Raw genomic sequence first — 15812 nt, 5'->3', positions numbered from 1 at the left:
CCAGTATGTTGTCAAAAGCTGTCTTAGAAAAACAAATGGCTGACTCGTAGGAGTCAGCCATAATATCAATCACTTAAGTGGATTAACCACCGAAGTCATCTAGTAGGATGTTTTCATCTTCTACACCAAGATCTTTCAGCATGCCGATAACAGCAGCGTTCATCATCGGTGGACCACACATGTAGTACTCACAATCTTCAGGAGCTTCGTGATCCTTCAGGTAGTTTTCGTACAGTACGTTGTGGATGAAACCAGTGTAACCGTCCCAGTTGTCCTCTGGTTGAGGATCAGACAGTGCACAGTGCCACACGAAGTTTTCGTTTGCAGCCGCTAGGCCATCGAAATCTTCAATGTAGAACATCTCACGCTTAGAACGCGCGCCATACCAGTAAGACATCTTACGAGTAGACTTAAGACGCTTAAGTTGGTCGAAGATATGAGAACGCATAGGCGCCATACCTGCACCACCACCGATGAATACCATTTCATTGTCTGTGTCTTTAGCAAAGAACTCACCAAATGGACCAGAAATAGTACATTTGTCGCCTTCTTTAAGAGACCAGATGTATGAAGACATAACACCAGGAGCTACGTCAGGGTTGTTTGGCGGCGGAGTTGCGATACGCACGTTAAGCTTGATGATGCCTTTCTCTTCTGGGTATGAAGCCATAGAGTAAGCACGGATCGAATGCTCTTTAACGATAGACTCATAACGGAACAAGTTGAACTTATCCCAGTCACCACGGTATTCCTCAGGAATATCGTAATCTGCGTATTTCACGTGATGTGGTTCAGCTTCAATCTGAATGTAACCACCCGCGCGGAACGGAACTTCTTCACCTTCAGGGATCGCTAGAGCAAGTTCTTTGATGAAAGTAGCTTCGTTGTTATTCGAGATAACAGTACATTCCCACTTTTTAACACCAAAGATATCTTCGTCTAGTTCAATCTCCATGTCAGTTTTCATAGCAACTTGACATGCAAGACGTTCGCCTTCGCGAGCTTCACCTTTTGTGATGTGATCAAGTTCAGTTGGAAGGATGTCGCCACCACCAGACTTAACTTTTACACGACACTGACCACAAGAGCCACCGCCACCACAAGCAGAAGATACGAAGATACCAGCGCCAGCCAGGGCACCAAGTAGCTTGCTACCAGGTTGAGTAACGATCGCCTTTTCAGGGTCGCCGTTTACTGAAATAGTGATGTCACCTGATGGTACTAACTTAGACTTAGCGAAAAGAATCACTAGTACTAGAGCCAGTACAATAATGGTAAACATCGCTACGCCAAGAATAATACTAAACATTTGTTATTCCTTATTACTGGGTGCTTACCCTACAGTTGAACACCAGAGAAAGACATAAAGCCTAACGCCATCAGACCAACAGTAATGAACGTGATACCAAGGCCACGAAGACCTGGAGGTACGTCAGAGTACTTCATCTTCTCACGGATACCCGCAAGAGCAACGATAGCTAACATCCAACCCACACCAGAACCGAAGCCGTAAACAACAGATTCAGCAAAGTTGTAGTCACGAGTTACCATGAAAGATACACCACCAAAGATTGCACAGTTAACTGTGATCAGTGGAAGGAAGATACCTAGTGCGTTGTACAAAGGTGGGAAGAAACGGTCTAGAACCATCTCTAGGATTTGTACAAGTGCCGCGATAACACCGATGAATGCGATGAAGTTAAGGAAACTTAAATCGACACCTTCAACAAGCGCGTTTTCTTTCAGGATGTGTGTGTAAACAAGGTTGTTTACAGGAACAGCGATTGTAAGTACTACAACTACCGCAACACCAAGACCAAAAGAAGTTTTAACTTTCTTAGATACCGCTAGGAATGTACACATACCTAGGAAGAAAGAAAGCGCCATGTTTTCGATGAAAATCGATTTAACTAGCAGACTAATATAATGTTCCATGACTACCTTACCCCTTCGCTTCTACTTGTTCTGGTTTGAACACACGAATTGCCCAAATCAAGAAACCAATTAGGAAGAATGCAGAAGGTGCTAGAAGCATCAAGCCGTTTGGCTGATACCAACCACCGTTGCTCACTAGAGGTAGTACTTCCATACCAAATAGTTTGCCAGAGCCTAGAAGCTCACGGAAGAAACCAACAGTGATAAGAACGAAACCGTAACCAAGACCGTTACCAAGACCATCGATTAGAGATGGGATTGGCGCAGACTTCATTGCGAATGCTTCAGCACGACCCATTACAATACAGTTAGTAATGATTAGGCCTACGAATACAGATAGCTGCTTAGATATATCGTATAGGTATGCTTTAAGCACTTGGTCTACCACGATTACTAGTGATGCGATAATTGCCATCTGAACGATGATACGCACACTGTTAGGAATGTGGTTACGGATCAAAGAAACGAAGAAGTTAGACAGAGCAGTAACGAACATTACCGCGATAGTCATAACAAATGCTGTTTCTAGCTTAGTGGTTACCGCAAGAGCAGAACACACACCAAGAACCTGTAGCGCGATTGGGTTGTTGTCCAACACCGGCGCTAAGATGCTCTTTTTAATTTCTTTTGCACTAGACATTAGTTCAGACCTCCGTCACGAACTTTTGCTAGGAACGGACCAAAGCCCATATCACCTAACCAGAAGTCAAATGTATGTTGAACACCAACGCTAGTCAGTGTTGCACCAGAAAGGCCATCTACACCGTGCTCAGAACCTTGAGGAGCGCCACCTTTAACAACCTGAATAGCAGGTTTGTGGTTTTCGTCGAATAATTTCTTACCAACGAATTGAGCGCGCCAAGATGGGTTCTCAACTTCACCACCAAGTCCAGGAGTTTCACCTTGCTCGTAGTAAGTGATACCAGAAACTGTGTTGCCATCAGTTTCTACCGCAACGAATGCGTACATCATTGACCATAGACCGTTACCGTGAACAGGGATGATAACTTTAGAAGTTTCAGCGCCATCTTTCACAAGGTATACAGTACCCGTGTTAGCACGACGAAGGATCTTAGCGATGTCATCTTCAGCTGAAAGCTTGATTGACTGAGCTGGATCTTTTGCCGCTTTACGTTGGTCGTATGCAGCAGCATCGCCGTCAACGAAATCGCCAGTAGCGAAATCAACTAGACGAGGTTCAATGTTCTCTGCGTACAGTTCAGGGATATTACCCGCAAGTTCAATGCCCGCAACTTCAAGGATCTTAGTTTGCTGATCCAGAACTGCGTTAGCTTGTTGCTTAGGTTTAAGAACAACTGCAGCTGTTGAAACGATGATTGAGCACACTAAGCTCAATGCGATAACAACAAACAGCGTCTTTTTAATGCTATCGTTATTACTTGCCATAGCGCGCTAGTCTCCGCTTAATGTTCTTCTCGATTACAACGTGGTCAAACAGAGGAGCAAATAGGTTTGCGAATAGGATCGCAAGCATCATGCCTTCTGGGTATGCAGGGTTAACTACACGAATCATTACACACATTGCGCCGATTAGGATGCCGTACCACCACTTACCACCATTGGTAAATGACGCTGATACAGGGTCTGTTGCCATGAAGAACATACCAAATGCGAAGCCACCTAGAACTAGGTGCCAGTGCCAAGGCATGCTGAACATTGCGTTAGTGTCAGAACCGATCACATTAAACAATGTTGATACAGCAATCATACCGATCATAACACCAGCAATGATGCGCCATGAAGCAATGCCCATGTATACGATCATTGCAGCACCGATCATAAGTGCAAGCGTTGATACTTCACCGATAGAACCTGGAATGTTACCAATGAATGCGTCCATCCAAGTGATCGTCTCACCAGATACCGTGTTCATTAGCGCGCTACCACCGCCTTGAGCCCATTGGCTAAGCGCTGTTGCACCAGAGAAACCATCAGCTGCAGTCCAAACTACGTCACCAGAAATCTGAGCAGGGTATGCAAAGAATAGGAACGCACGGCCAGCAAGTGCAGGGTTTAGGAAGTTACGACCCGTACCACCGAAGATCTCTTTAGCGACTACAACACCGAAGGTAATACCTAGTGCTGCTTGCCATAGAGGAAGTGTTGGCGGAACAATAAGCGCGAACAAGATAGAAGTAACAAAGAAACCTTCGTTAACTTCGTGCTTACGCACCATACAGAACAGTACTTCCCAGAAACCACCAACGATAAAGACCGTCGCGTAGATAGGTAAGAAGTAAGTCGCACCCAAGAGCATCTTGCTGCCAACACCTGCATCGGCTCCTAAGGAGGCTCCAAGCATTTCGGTTAGCCAGTAGTGCCAGTTACCATCAATGATAGAAACTAGTTCTGCACCTGAATACATGTGGTTTAGTGCTGCAATAGCTTGACCACCTGCGTTGTACATACCCCAGAACATTGCTGGGAATACCGCAAGCCAAACCATGATCATGATACGTTTTAAGTCAACGCTATCACGGACATGCGAGCTTTTCTTTGTAACTGTACCTGGTGTGTAGAAAAGTGTTGCTGCAGCTTCGTAAAGCGCAAACCACGTTTCGTGTTTACCACCTGGTTCAAAATGATGCTCGATGTCTTCAATAAACTTTTTAAGGCCCATGAAAATTACCCTTCCTTCACAATTGTATCTAGGCATTCACGAAGTAACTGACCGTACTCGTACTTACCAGGACATACAAAGGTACACAGTGCTAAATCTTCTTCATCTAGCTCTAGCGCACCAAGTGCTTGTGCACTATCAACGTCGCCAGCACATAGATCGCGAAGCAGCAAAGTAGGCTCCATATCTAATGGCATTACTTTCTCGTAGTTACCAATTGGAACCATAGAGCGATCACTACCGTTTGTTGTCGTTGTCATGTTGAACAACTGACCTTTAAACAGGTGACCAAGGAATGAACGAGTAACAGAGAACTTGTTCTTACCAGGCATAGCCCAGCCAAATAGCTCTTTATCACGACCTTCACGAAGAACCGAAACCTGTTGATGGTAACGGCCAAGGTAAGCATGTGGACCTGAAGCGTGAACACCAGATAATACTGAACCTGAGATCAGGCGAACTTCACCTGGCATCAACTCGCTGTCCGTCAACTCTTCAAGGCTAGCACCAATTTGAGTACGAACTAGGCGTGGGTTATTAACTACTGGACCAGCCAGAGAAACAACACGCTCAGAGTAAATCTCACCAGTAAGGAACAACTTACCGAATGCGATAACGTCTTGGTAGTTAATGCTCCACGCTACATTTTGTGCATTTACCGGGTATAGGTAATGCATATGCGTGCCTGCAAGACCTGCAGGGTGTGGGCCATCAAAAACATGTTCTTCAACGTTAGACTGAGCTGAACGAGGTAAGCTAGTACCTTTTTTACAAACGTACACTTTACCGTTAGTCAGAGTTGAAAGAAGATCTAAACCAGCAACGAAAGCATCAGACTGCTCGTTAATGATTAATTCTGGCTCAGCTGCTAGCGGATTAGTATCCATAGCAGTAACGAAAATAGCCTGAGTTTCAGAATCAACTGCTGGAACCTTGCTGAACGGACGAGTTCGCAAAGCGGTCCATGCGCCAGACTCAACTAACTGAGCTTTAACCGTTTCACGGTCAAGACTTGCTAGTTGGTTAGCTTCATAGCTATTGAACGTGATTTGCTCATTGCCTGCTACTTCAATCACTACTGATTGAAGAACACGCTTAGCACCACGGTTCACTTCAATAACTTTACCGCTTGCTGGAGAAGTAAATACAACACCTGGGTTCTTTTTATCTGCAAAAAGAACTTGGCCTTTCTTGACTTCATCACCAACGCGAGCATGCATCGTAGGACGCATACCAACGTACTCTTCGCCAAGCAAGGCGACTTTAGTGATGGACTTACCATCATTAATCACCTGGGATGGAGTTCCTGCGATAGGAAGATCCAAACCCTTCTTTATTGTAATCATACGCACTTGCACTACTTTATCGGGAAAAAGATTCTTTTAATTGCGTAAATTCAGGACGTTTTAAAATCGCCCTTAGACACGACATTACAGTGTCCGGTTTTGGTAAATTCGAGATACCAAAATCGCAACATTACATTAATAAACTCATCACAAATATTATGTGAGATTTATCAGGTGCCGTATTCTAGCATTTTTTGACAACTTGATGCCATGACCAATAACTTGAATACCGCGTTTATTTGGTGAAATTTGAAGCATATGGACTCTCAAATATGTATAAATTTGACGAGCCGCACAGATAAAATGGCTTTTGAAACGTGTTTTAAACAAGAGATTAATACTCTGTCACAAACTATTATTTTACGAGTTATGTTGAAACACTGTTAATAAAAACATTACTCATTGTAGGTATTTTTAGTCGTTCAAATTGCCATCAGTTTGAGTGATATAACAACGAAAAACACATAGGTTTGGCGACAAAAAAGGCGGCATCACCACCTTTTGTCAATATGCTCGCTGTGTTACTTGCCACCACCCATACACATAGGGCTGTCTGGCACGTTATCGAGCTGCTTCATCCATTCATCTTTTGTATAAGTGTGAATGGACAGTGCGTGAATATTATTCGCTAGCTCTTCTGAAAGAGCTTTATTTACCGCTCGATGACGAGCAATAAGACGCAAACCTTCAAACACATCGCTGACAACAATCACTTTGAAATGACTCTCAGAACCAGCCGGAACATTGTGCATATAGCTCTCATTGACCACGTTTAAATGACTTGGTGAAAACTCATTGTGCAATTTTGTTTCGATAACTTCTTGGATCATTGTGATTCCTTAATAACGTATTGGCATTATCCGTGGGATGAGTATAAACCCTAAGCGGTCGACTGTCTGAGTATTTGATAGCGAATGGCGTAGGTTTGCTTGAGTTTTTTCTATCTTGTTCAGCCTGCATTTGAGACAATATCTTTGTTATTTCTTACATAAGTATCTCAAGCAATGAAAACCGAACTTACCCTTCACGATAGAACTTTAACCTTACATCGTTTCCCGAAACGTTCAAATGAAACCCTTCAAGCTTGGGATGCGGGCGACGAATACCTGATCAGTCATGTTGAAGAGATGAACCTCGAACCTGGCAAACACATCCTGATCATGAACGACAGCTTCGGTGCCCTATCCGCTTGGTTCTCGAAAGATCATGATGTCACTATGATGAGCGACTCATTTATCTCTCACCGTGGTGCCCTGAAAAACTTGCAGCGCAATCAAAGTAACCGAGTGAACTTCTTGAACACGATGGATGATATCCCACACGGTATCGATCTTGTGATCATGCAGCTGCCAAAAACAAATCGTCACCTAATCTGGCAATTGAGTCAGCTACGCCAGGCATTGCCTGAAGGCTGCCAAGTGATCGGCGTCAACAAGGTAAAAGAGATTCACACCTCTACGCTTAACCTGTTCGAAAAATACCTAGGCGAAACCAAAACATCACTAGCGAAGAAAAAACACCGCTTAGTATTCTCGTATCCAAACTGCCAGCCAATTCAAACGGTAGAGCCTTTTGTTGAATGGGATGTAGACGGTGAAGATATCCGCCTGAAAAATTTACCAAATGTTTACTCAGGGGAAGCACTCGATCAAGGCGCTCGCTATATGCTAGAGCACATCCCTCAAGATCCTGAGCTACGTCATATCATCGATCTTGGTTGTGGCAACGGTGTATTGAGTGTAAAAGCAGGGCAATTGAACCCACAAGCCCGTATCACCTGTGTGGATGAAAGCTTTATGGCGGTGGAATCGGCGCGCCAAAACGTCAAAGATAACCTTGGTGAAGAAGGCAACTTCCAGTTCATCGCCAACAACTGTTTAGATGGCTTCAAGAAAAACAGCACCTACTTAGTGATGTGTAATCCTCCATTCCATCAGCAACAAGCGATTACGGATCACATTGCGTGGCAAATGTTCTGTGATGCAAAGCATGTTCTAAGCAATGGAGGCAAATTAATTGTTATTGGCAACCGACACCTCGGATACGATGTCAAACTAGCAAGACTATTTGGTGAAGCTAACGTTGAAACGCTTGAACTAAACCAAAAATTTGAGATATTACAAGCAACAAGAGAACCTGCGAATTTTAATAAATAAGCAGAAACGACTTCACAAGAATTTAAGATACCGAGCTTCTGGTGTGAATTTAGAAAGGATAAAGGAATGAAAAAACTGATTTTGGCTGCTTCTATTATGGCTTTGACAGCATGTTCAGCCCCTCAGCAAGAACAGATCAATGTAATGCCAGAAGCTTCACTAAGCTCAAGCAACCTTGTACAAGGCAAAACATACACACTAACCAGTAAAGATATTCGTGCCGCTCAATATGTTGCATTGGTTGATAGTGGCCGTTCAAACATTCAGCCAATTCACGCTAAGCAAAACATGCGTATTTCTCTAGAAAATGCTGTTGCACAGCAGTTAGAGTCTCAAGGTTTTCGTGCGAGCGTAAACAGTGAAAACTCGATTGTTTTAGAGATTCAAGAAGCACTCGTTACCGTAGAGCACACCATTATGGAAAACAAAATGGACGGTAAAGTAACGCTTGAAGTTACCGCTGAAACGCCTGAAGGCAAACTAGTTAAAACATTCAACGGCACTGCAACACGCACTGGTGCATTGAGTGCATCTAACGACGACATCTCTATGGTTCTTAATGACGTGATCAACTTGGTTCTTACTGAGATCGCTAACGACCAAGAGCTACAAACTTACATGAAGGAACGTTTCTAATGGGTCGTATTTTATCTTCTATCGCATTAATGCTAGTGAGCGTGAGCGTTTGGGCTGGTCCTAAAGTAAACGTGGAAACAACATTAGGCGACTTCACTATTGAGCTTAACCAAGAACAAGCACCGGTTAGTGCGGAGAACTTCCTAAAATACGTTGCTGACGGCAGCTACGAAGGCACTATCTTCCACCGTGTTATTCCTGGCTTTATGGCTCAAGGTGGCGGCTTCGATCAAGAGATGAATCAACAAGCAACTTACGCTCCTATCAAGAATGAAGGCAGCAATGGCTTGAAGAACGATACAGCAACAATCGCGATGGCTCGTACTAATGCGCCAGATTCTGCAACTCGTCAGTTCTTCATTAACTTCTCTGATAATGACTTCTTGAACGCAAAAGGTAGCAACCCAGGCTACGCTGTATTCGGCAAAGTAACTGAAGGTTTTGATGTTGTTCAAAAGATGGCAACGATTCCAACCAAGCGAATGGGCCGCATGTCAGACATACCAGTTGACCCAATCGTCATCACTAAAGTGACCCTTCTTAAGTAATCCAATCTAACGCCCTTATTTCTTAAGGGCGTTTTTCTACACAAGGACGCCCTATGTCATCAGGCACTCCCTCTCTTTCTTGGATGCAGACTTTCCGCAGCTACCTAGATAAACGCCTACTTTGGGTGTTTATGCTCGGCTGTTCGAGTGGCTTCCCATGGGTTCTTATTGGATCCAATATGTCTGGTTGGCTAAAAGATGCAGGTTTAACGCGTGCTGCCATCGGCTACTTTGGCAGTGTGTTTGCCGTGTATGCGATTAACTTTCTATGGGCACCATTGGTAGACCGAGTAAAACTGCCGGTGCTTCACGCAATACTCGGCCAGCGACGCAGTTGGATCTTTTTCTGCCAATCCATTGTTTTAATCGGTACCTTATTCATCGCAGGCGTCAATCCCGCAGAGAACTTGGCGTTTACTTCAATGTTGGCGCTCGCTATTGCCATTGCCTCAGCCACGCAAGACATCGCGATTGATGCATTTCGTATTGATACCTTCCCAAAATCCGAAGCATCAAAACTGCCGCAAGCTTCTGCAATGGCCGTAATTGGTTGGTGGACGGGGTATTCTCTACCAGGCTACCTTGCCTTTATTAACGCAGACTCAATCGGTTGGAATGGCGTGTATTACGGAATGGCAGGCGTCGTTATCGTACTAATGCTGTTTACTCTTTTTGTCGGAGAGCCAAATACACAACGCGAAGCCCTACAAGAACAGGCTCAGCAACGCCACAATAAGGTTGTCGGTTCGAAAGTCGTGGCTTGGTTCAGTGTTACCGTGTTAGAACCGTTTTATGACTTCTTCAAACGAAACGGAGTTCAAGTTGCCATCACCCTACTGCTGTTCGTATTCCTATTTAAGATAGGTGAAGCCTTCCTAGGTCGCATGTCGATCACCTTCTATAAAGAGATAGGTTTCAGTAACGAACAGATCGGCCACTATTCGAAGTTAATTGGTTGGGGCGCAACCATATTCTTCACTTTGGTAGGCAGCGTCTTCAATGTAAAATTCGGCATTGTACGCGGACTGATGATTGGCGGTGTTGCCATGGCAGCCAGTAATCTAATGTTTGCATGGATCGCTCAAGCAGGCCCAAGTGAAACACTGTTCTTGGCAACGATTATTGTCGATAACTTCACGACCGCCTTTTCAACAGTAGCTTTTGTCTCTTTCTTAACGTTATTAACTGGGCAGGCCTTCTCTGCAACCCAATATGCATTACTCGCATCCTTGGGTAACTTCGGTCGAACAACACTGGCTTCATTTAGTGGTGAATTGGTCGATTACCTCAATGATTGGTCAACCTTCTTTATACTGACCGCACTTATGGTGATTCCAAGTTTGATCATGCTCTACTCGTTACGCCACTTTTTCACGGATTTATTAGAGAAAGCCAAAACTAACCAAGAATAGAGTCAAAGAAAACAAATAAGAAGAGGGTAGCATTGATCTACCCTCTTCTACGTTCTGTCTTCAGATCTAGTCTGTTGTTTCACTGACAATTAGGTTAAAACCCGTACCCATCGAATCATCAATCGCCACGACTTGATACACCACACCATCAGCTAAGGTTGCGGGCGCAGAGTCGATAGCCACAACTGACGGCTGACCCGCTACAGTAATCGTCACAAAGTAAGACCCCGCCGCAACATAAATGCCATTCGCATAATCTCTGAATTTCACATCACTTAGCGCCGGAGTGCTACCAGAGATCCCCGCGTTTTCTGTTAAGTAAATATCCACCGAAGCCGCTATTGGGTTAGCAGCGGCGTGGGTAATGTTTAGCACTGCGCTGGTCGCAACCGGACGACGGTTTTCAGGAATAACCAATGGTTCCAAACTCAGTGGAGTTACCGTCCCTACTGCATAGATGCTGTAATCCATACCAGCAAATACCGCGACTCCATCTGCATCAATCAGTGCATTGGTTGTAGTGCCATCAGCAAAGATGTCAATGTCATAACTTCCTGCGGCTAAATCGATAAAACCGCGGATCTCTTTAAACATCAAATCAGCAAGAGGTGCAAATGCAGCTCCGTTGACAAAAACATCTACATCTGGGGCGCCATCAACGAGATGACCGACTCTTACTTCTGCCGTTTCTGCCATATCGTAGATTAAAGATGAGCCCGAACCGTCCATTACCATCAATTTTACTGGGGAAGTGCTATTGGAGTCAGCTCTTGGCACAGCCGCGATCGTTAGCTCGCTACCGCCAGACAGAGTTATTTCTCCGGAGTCAAAAGCAATAGCATTGCCGCTCACGGTTTCTAATCTCACTCGGTATTGCCCTGCTGGAATATTAAGCACATCGGTAAAATCTTTATAAGCCAACGTCCCCAACGGTGCACCCAATGGATCGCTAGGACCTGTGACATACAAGTTTACATCGCCGACACCTGTAGCAGCGTGAACCACTTGCACATCTAAACTAGAACTTGTTGCCGTTCCTGCAGCAGGGCGAGTAACAACCAAAGCCTCTACAGGATTGTTGGATCCATCGGCGTCGCCTACAACCATCACGGTGTAATCTAATTCACCGCTTAAATCGAATTGGCTTGGAGAAATAACAGTAGCAACAGCGTCACCTGGGAGTTGAACATCGACTTGAAGAGTTGTCTGTCCTTGATCTACTGAGGCGTATCCGGATGCCTGAGCATAATCGACACCGCTCCAACGAGCCTGGCTATTGACTAAAACGTTAGCTAAAGGCGCATCTGGCGATGCATGTACAGCTTGTAGTTGAGTTGTTGGTTCATCGTCATCATCACACCCAACAATGAAAAGGGCTGATATCGCTACAGCGAGTATAGGTGAATATTTCATCGGTCTTCTCTCCAAAAAAGTTAGACCAGTTCGTCACACAAATGATTAGTCCAATAACTAATCTTTAAAAAGTATTGCAAAATCTAGTGCAGTGAACTGTCTTTAATTCTCCGTGATTCAAAAAGTAGCTAGGTTCAAATCCCTAGGCAGTCATCACATGAGTTGTCCATCAATTGATTCCAACTCCACTACGCTGTTGGTCAAAAATAGATCAAAGACGAGATTAAGAGGTGGTTTGAATGAGTCATTTTTTAAGAGAAAACGCTTAGAAAAGAATACTGTTGATTTTGATATGCATATCACTCTAATTAGTAGAATCGTTTGCTTAGCGCAGTATTTCGCCTATTTATCCACAAAATAATCGAATTTCACAAAATCAATAGAATTAGAGGTGCATCAGGATGCATTGCCACCGTAAAGTTCCATCATTTAGATCGTTAGTGTGATCAACCTCACTATAATAATTGCAATTTTCACTCCGTCTCACTTTTATTTGAGAACAAAATCGCTATGATGCTCGGCATTCGGACATATAAACACGCACGGATTAGCGGGTTACTTATTTCAAACATAGAGAGTTCCATTATGCGTAAATCACTTTTAACTCTTGGCCTACTTGCAGCAACTTCTGCTCCAGTAATGGCAGCAGATTATTCTGACGGCGACATCCACAAAAACGATTACAAGTGGATGCAGTTCAACATCATGGGTGCAATCAACGAGAAAGGTCCTTACGAATCTACTCATGATTACCTAGAGATGGAATTTGGTGGTCGCTCTGGAATCTTCGACCTTTACGGCTATGTTGATGTATTTAACCTAACATCAGACTCAAGCAGCGACAAAGCAGACAAAGATGGCAAAATCTTCATGAAGTTTGCTCCTCGTATGTCTCTTGACGGCCTAACTGGTAAAGATCTTTCTTTCGGTCCAGTTGAAGAGCTATACCTTTCAACTCTTTTCGAGTGGGATGGTAACAACGGTGGTGTTAACACTCAGAAAGTTGGTCTAGGTTCTGACGTAATGGTTCCATGGTTCGGTAAAATGGGTCTAAACCTTTACGGTACATACGATTCAGGTGTTAAAGATTGGAACGGTTTCCAAATCTCGACTAACTGGTTCAAACCTTTCTACTTCTTCGAGAACGGTTCATTCATCTCTTACCAAGGTTACATTGATTACCAATTCGGCATGAAAGATGAGTACGCTCAAGTAAGCAACGGCGGCGCAATGTTCAACGGTATCTACTGGCACTCAGATCGTTTCGCAGTTGGTTACGGCCTGAAACTATACAGCGATGTATACGGCTTTAAAGATGGCGCAGACCTACCATGGGATGCTTCTTCACAAGCTGACTCTTCTGGCGTAGGTCACTACGTTGCAGTAACTTACAAGTTCTAATCGAACTTCTAAGAAAAGTTTCCTAAATGGCACCCTCGGGTGCCATTTTTTATTGCTTTCATTTAATGCCTCGCTATCCTTGCAGCATCACTTTCTTATCTCGGTATTGCTGTGAACATCACGATTGTTGGACCCGGAGCGATTGGTTCTTTGTGGGCCATAAAACTACTTCAAGCTGGTCATAATGTCTCTTTTTGGAGTCGTTCTTCTGACACATCTATAGACCTATCACTTGATGAGCAAACCTCACTCTCCTTCAGTAACAACAATATCGAAAAGCTATCTGCGAGTGACTTAGTGATCGTCACGGTCAAGGCTTGGCAAGTAAAAGAAGCCACCACTCCGTTACTTCAATATCTCGACCCTGACACCATTCTTATGTTCATGCACAACGGAATGGGCGCGGTCGATAATATTGCTACTCAAGTCGATGGTTACCCCGTTGTATTGGCGACCACGACTCAAGCCGCATTCAAACCCAGCCGTAATCATGTATCTCATACAGGGTTAGGCCACACCCAATTGGGTGCTTTTAACCAAACGGGTCAACAGTGCACGTTTTTGGTTGATGTATTGGATGATGCTCTCCCCGCTGTGAGTTGGAACCCACAAATAGAAACCGCGCTTTGGGCTAAACTCGCCATCAATTGTGCTATCAATCCACTGACAGGGTTGGAACAAATCAAGAATGGTGAACTTGCAGACCAAAGGTTTGAGGGTATTTTAAGTTCTATCGTTGAAGAGCTAACACAAGTTATGCAAGCCGAAGAGATCGCTTGTTCATTCGACGGATTAGAAGCAAGTGTCAAGCAGGTCATCCAAGCCACGGCGCAGAACAACTCATCCATGAAGCAGGATATGTTTTACCAACGCAAGACAGAGGTCGACTTCATTAGCGGCCATCTAATCAAGACAGCACTTAAGCACGGCATAAAGGTTCCTGTTAACCAAAAGCTGTTTGCTCAAGTCAAAGAGCAAGAAAATAGCTGGAATCATCAAGATTAGTCAGCAACGGTCAACAAGTCGCGATAAAATAACAATACCGCTAAGCATAACGCTGGCACCCACTTTCAAGATTTAGGTAAGAACAGATGTTTGATATCAATCACATCCGAGAGCAGTTTCCTGCGCTATCCCAAACCATCAATCAACAACCGTTGATTTACTTAGACAGCGCGGCGACGACACAGAAGCCTCAGGTGGTTATTGATGCCATTAGCCAATATTACTCGAAGCAGAATGCCAATGTGCACCGTGGTAGCCATAGCTTAACTGCCCATGCTACCAGTCAATTTGAAGCCGCTAGAGACAAGGTCGCCCAGTTTATTGGTGCTTCGTCTTCAAAAGAGATCATCTGGACTCGCGGTGCAACCGAAGCGCTCAATTTAATTGCTCAAACCTACGCCAGAAGCACCCTTAAGCCCGGCGATGAGATCTTAGTCAGCGAAATGGAGCATCACGCCAACATCGTGCCTTGGCAAATTGTCGCAGAGCAAACCGGTGCTAAAGTCGTTAAAGTACCGATGACATCGGATTGTGAACTTGACCTCACTGCGTTTGATGCACTTTTAAATGAACAAACCAAGATTGTTGCATTAGCTCAGATAACCAACGTCACGGGCTCACGTCAGCCGATTGAGCAAGTGATCGAAAAAGCCCACCAGATGAATGCGATTGTGGTGGTGGATGGTGCACAAGGTATCGTTCATGAACCCGTAGATGTTTCATCTTTAGGTGCGGATTTCTACGTATTCTCTGGACACAAGCTCTATGCCCCTGCGGGCATCGGTGTGCTTTACGGCAAGCTTGAATTGTTAGAAGCGATGCCACCTTGGCATGGTGGTGGCAAAATGGTCGAGCGCGTCTCTTTCTCTGGCACTACTTTTTCAGAACTGCCTGGCAAATTCGAAGCGGGCACGCCAAATGTGGCAGGAGCCATAGCACTAAGCACCGCAATAGAATGGTTAAGTGGTTTTGTACAACAAGATGTCGAGGAGCACATCCACCAGCTACAACAGAAAACCTATCAAGCCCTCATCCAGTTGGACGACATCCAGATCCTTGGTTACAAACCAAATTCTAGTGTGATTACGTTTGTTATGGATGGCGTTCACCATCAAGACATTGCGACGCTTTTGGATCAGCAAGGTATCGCGGTACGTGCAGGACATCATTGTGCTCACCCATTAATGGATGCACTTAATGTGAAAGGAACGGTTCGAATTTCATTTGGTATTTACAACAACATGGATGATGTCGAAAAGCTCGTAGCGGCGATAGAAAAAGCCGTTGATATGCTTTAGGGAGTAGCGAGTAGCGAGTAG

Annotated in this window: 15 protein-coding genes; 7 read left to right on the top strand and 8 right to left on the bottom strand. The window is 44.4% G+C overall.

Annotated elements, in window-relative coordinates; all coding sequences use genetic code 11:
* Window positions 1–82: 82 nt before the first annotated feature.
* The 7 genes from nqrF to bolA form a co-directional block, all read right to left on the bottom strand.
* Window positions 83–1309, bottom strand: a complete 1227-nt coding sequence (nqrF, locus tag AB4384_RS02365; RefSeq protein WP_017059912.1) for an NADH:ubiquinone reductase (Na(+)-transporting) subunit F — start codon at window positions 1307–1309, stop codon at window positions 83–85.
* Window positions 1310–1338: 29 nt separating this feature from the next.
* Window positions 1339–1935, bottom strand: coding sequence for an NADH:ubiquinone reductase (Na(+)-transporting) subunit E (gene nqrE, locus AB4384_RS02360; protein WP_009848375.1), 597 nt, complete (start codon window positions 1933–1935; stop codon window positions 1339–1341).
* Between the two features lie 7 nt (window positions 1936–1942).
* On the bottom strand, window positions 1943–2575 hold the full coding sequence (locus AB4384_RS02355; RefSeq protein ID WP_008223083.1) for an NADH:ubiquinone reductase (Na(+)-transporting) subunit D: 633 nt from the start codon (window positions 2573–2575) through the stop codon (window positions 1943–1945).
* Complete coding sequence (locus AB4384_RS02350) at window positions 2575–3342, bottom strand: Na(+)-translocating NADH-quinone reductase subunit C (RefSeq protein ID WP_017059911.1); 768 nt, start codon at window positions 3340–3342, stop codon at window positions 2575–2577. The genes AB4384_RS02355 and AB4384_RS02350 overlap by 1 nt, the downstream gene beginning before the upstream one ends.
* A complete protein-coding gene (locus AB4384_RS02345) occupies window positions 3332–4576 on the bottom strand; it encodes an NADH:ubiquinone reductase (Na(+)-transporting) subunit B (protein ID WP_137001980.1) in 1245 nt (414 codons plus the stop codon). The genes AB4384_RS02350 and AB4384_RS02345 overlap by 11 nt, the downstream gene beginning before the upstream one ends.
* 5 nt (window positions 4577–4581) lie before the next feature.
* Window positions 4582–5922: a Na(+)-translocating NADH-quinone reductase subunit A gene (locus tag AB4384_RS02340; RefSeq protein WP_137001981.1), complete on the bottom strand. Its 1341-nt coding sequence runs from the start codon at window positions 5920–5922 to the stop codon at window positions 4582–4584.
* Between the two features lie 521 nt (window positions 5923–6443).
* Window positions 6444–6752, bottom strand: a complete 309-nt coding sequence (gene bolA, locus AB4384_RS02335; RefSeq protein ID WP_017064186.1) for a transcriptional regulator BolA — start codon at window positions 6750–6752, stop codon at window positions 6444–6446.
* A 174-nt stretch (window positions 6753–6926) separates the two neighbouring features.
* On the opposite strand from bolA, the gene AB4384_RS02330 reads away from it, so the two are divergent.
* The 4 genes from AB4384_RS02330 (at window position 6927) to AB4384_RS02315 (ending at window position 10674) form a co-directional block, all read left to right on the top strand.
* Window positions 6927–8078, top strand: coding sequence for a methyltransferase (locus tag AB4384_RS02330; protein ID WP_372128814.1), 1152 nt, complete (start codon window positions 6927–6929; stop codon window positions 8076–8078).
* A gap of 66 nt (window positions 8079–8144) precedes the next feature.
* Window positions 8145–8714, top strand: a complete 570-nt coding sequence (locus AB4384_RS02325; RefSeq protein WP_372128812.1) for a YajG family lipoprotein — start codon at window positions 8145–8147, stop codon at window positions 8712–8714.
* Window positions 8714–9262 carry a peptidylprolyl isomerase gene (locus AB4384_RS02320; protein WP_017059906.1) on the top strand — a complete coding sequence of 183 codons (549 nt, stop codon included), beginning with the start codon at window positions 8714–8716 and terminating at the stop codon, window positions 9260–9262. Before AB4384_RS02325 ends, AB4384_RS02320 begins: the two co-directional genes overlap by 1 nt.
* A gap of 53 nt (window positions 9263–9315) precedes the next feature.
* Window positions 9316–10674, top strand: coding sequence for an AmpG family muropeptide MFS transporter (locus tag AB4384_RS02315; protein ID WP_372128811.1), 1359 nt, complete (start codon window positions 9316–9318; stop codon window positions 10672–10674).
* A 66-nt stretch (window positions 10675–10740) separates the two neighbouring features.
* Here AB4384_RS02315 and AB4384_RS02310 read toward each other — a convergent pair whose 3' ends face one another.
* Window positions 10741–12087: a DUF4397 domain-containing protein gene (locus AB4384_RS02310; protein WP_372128809.1), complete on the bottom strand. Its 1347-nt coding sequence runs from the start codon at window positions 12085–12087 to the stop codon at window positions 10741–10743.
* Window positions 12088–12672: 585 nt separating this feature from the next.
* Here AB4384_RS02310 and AB4384_RS02305 point away from each other — a divergent pair.
* The 3 genes from AB4384_RS02305 (at window position 12673) to csdA (ending at window position 15791) form a co-directional block, all read left to right on the top strand.
* The gene (locus AB4384_RS02305; protein WP_137001984.1) at window positions 12673–13488 is read left to right on the top strand and encodes an outer membrane protein OmpK; all 816 of its coding nucleotides are present in this window, start codon (window positions 12673–12675) and stop codon (window positions 13486–13488) included.
* A gap of 111 nt (window positions 13489–13599) precedes the next feature.
* Window positions 13600–14493, top strand: coding sequence for a 2-dehydropantoate 2-reductase (panE, locus tag AB4384_RS02300; protein WP_372128806.1), 894 nt, complete (start codon window positions 13600–13602; stop codon window positions 14491–14493).
* Between the two features lie 86 nt (window positions 14494–14579).
* Window positions 14580–15791, top strand: coding sequence for a cysteine desulfurase CsdA (gene csdA, locus AB4384_RS02295; protein ID WP_372128804.1), 1212 nt, complete (start codon window positions 14580–14582; stop codon window positions 15789–15791).
* Window positions 15792–15812 lie beyond the last annotated feature (21 nt).

The organism is Vibrio sp. 10N.261.51.A4 (assembly GCF_041471945.1).
Classification (GTDB): domain Bacteria; phylum Pseudomonadota; class Gammaproteobacteria; order Enterobacterales; family Vibrionaceae; genus Vibrio; species Vibrio crassostreae_C.
The sequence above is the reverse complement of the archived record's forward strand: the minus strand, read 5'-3'. Positions and strand labels throughout refer to the sequence as shown.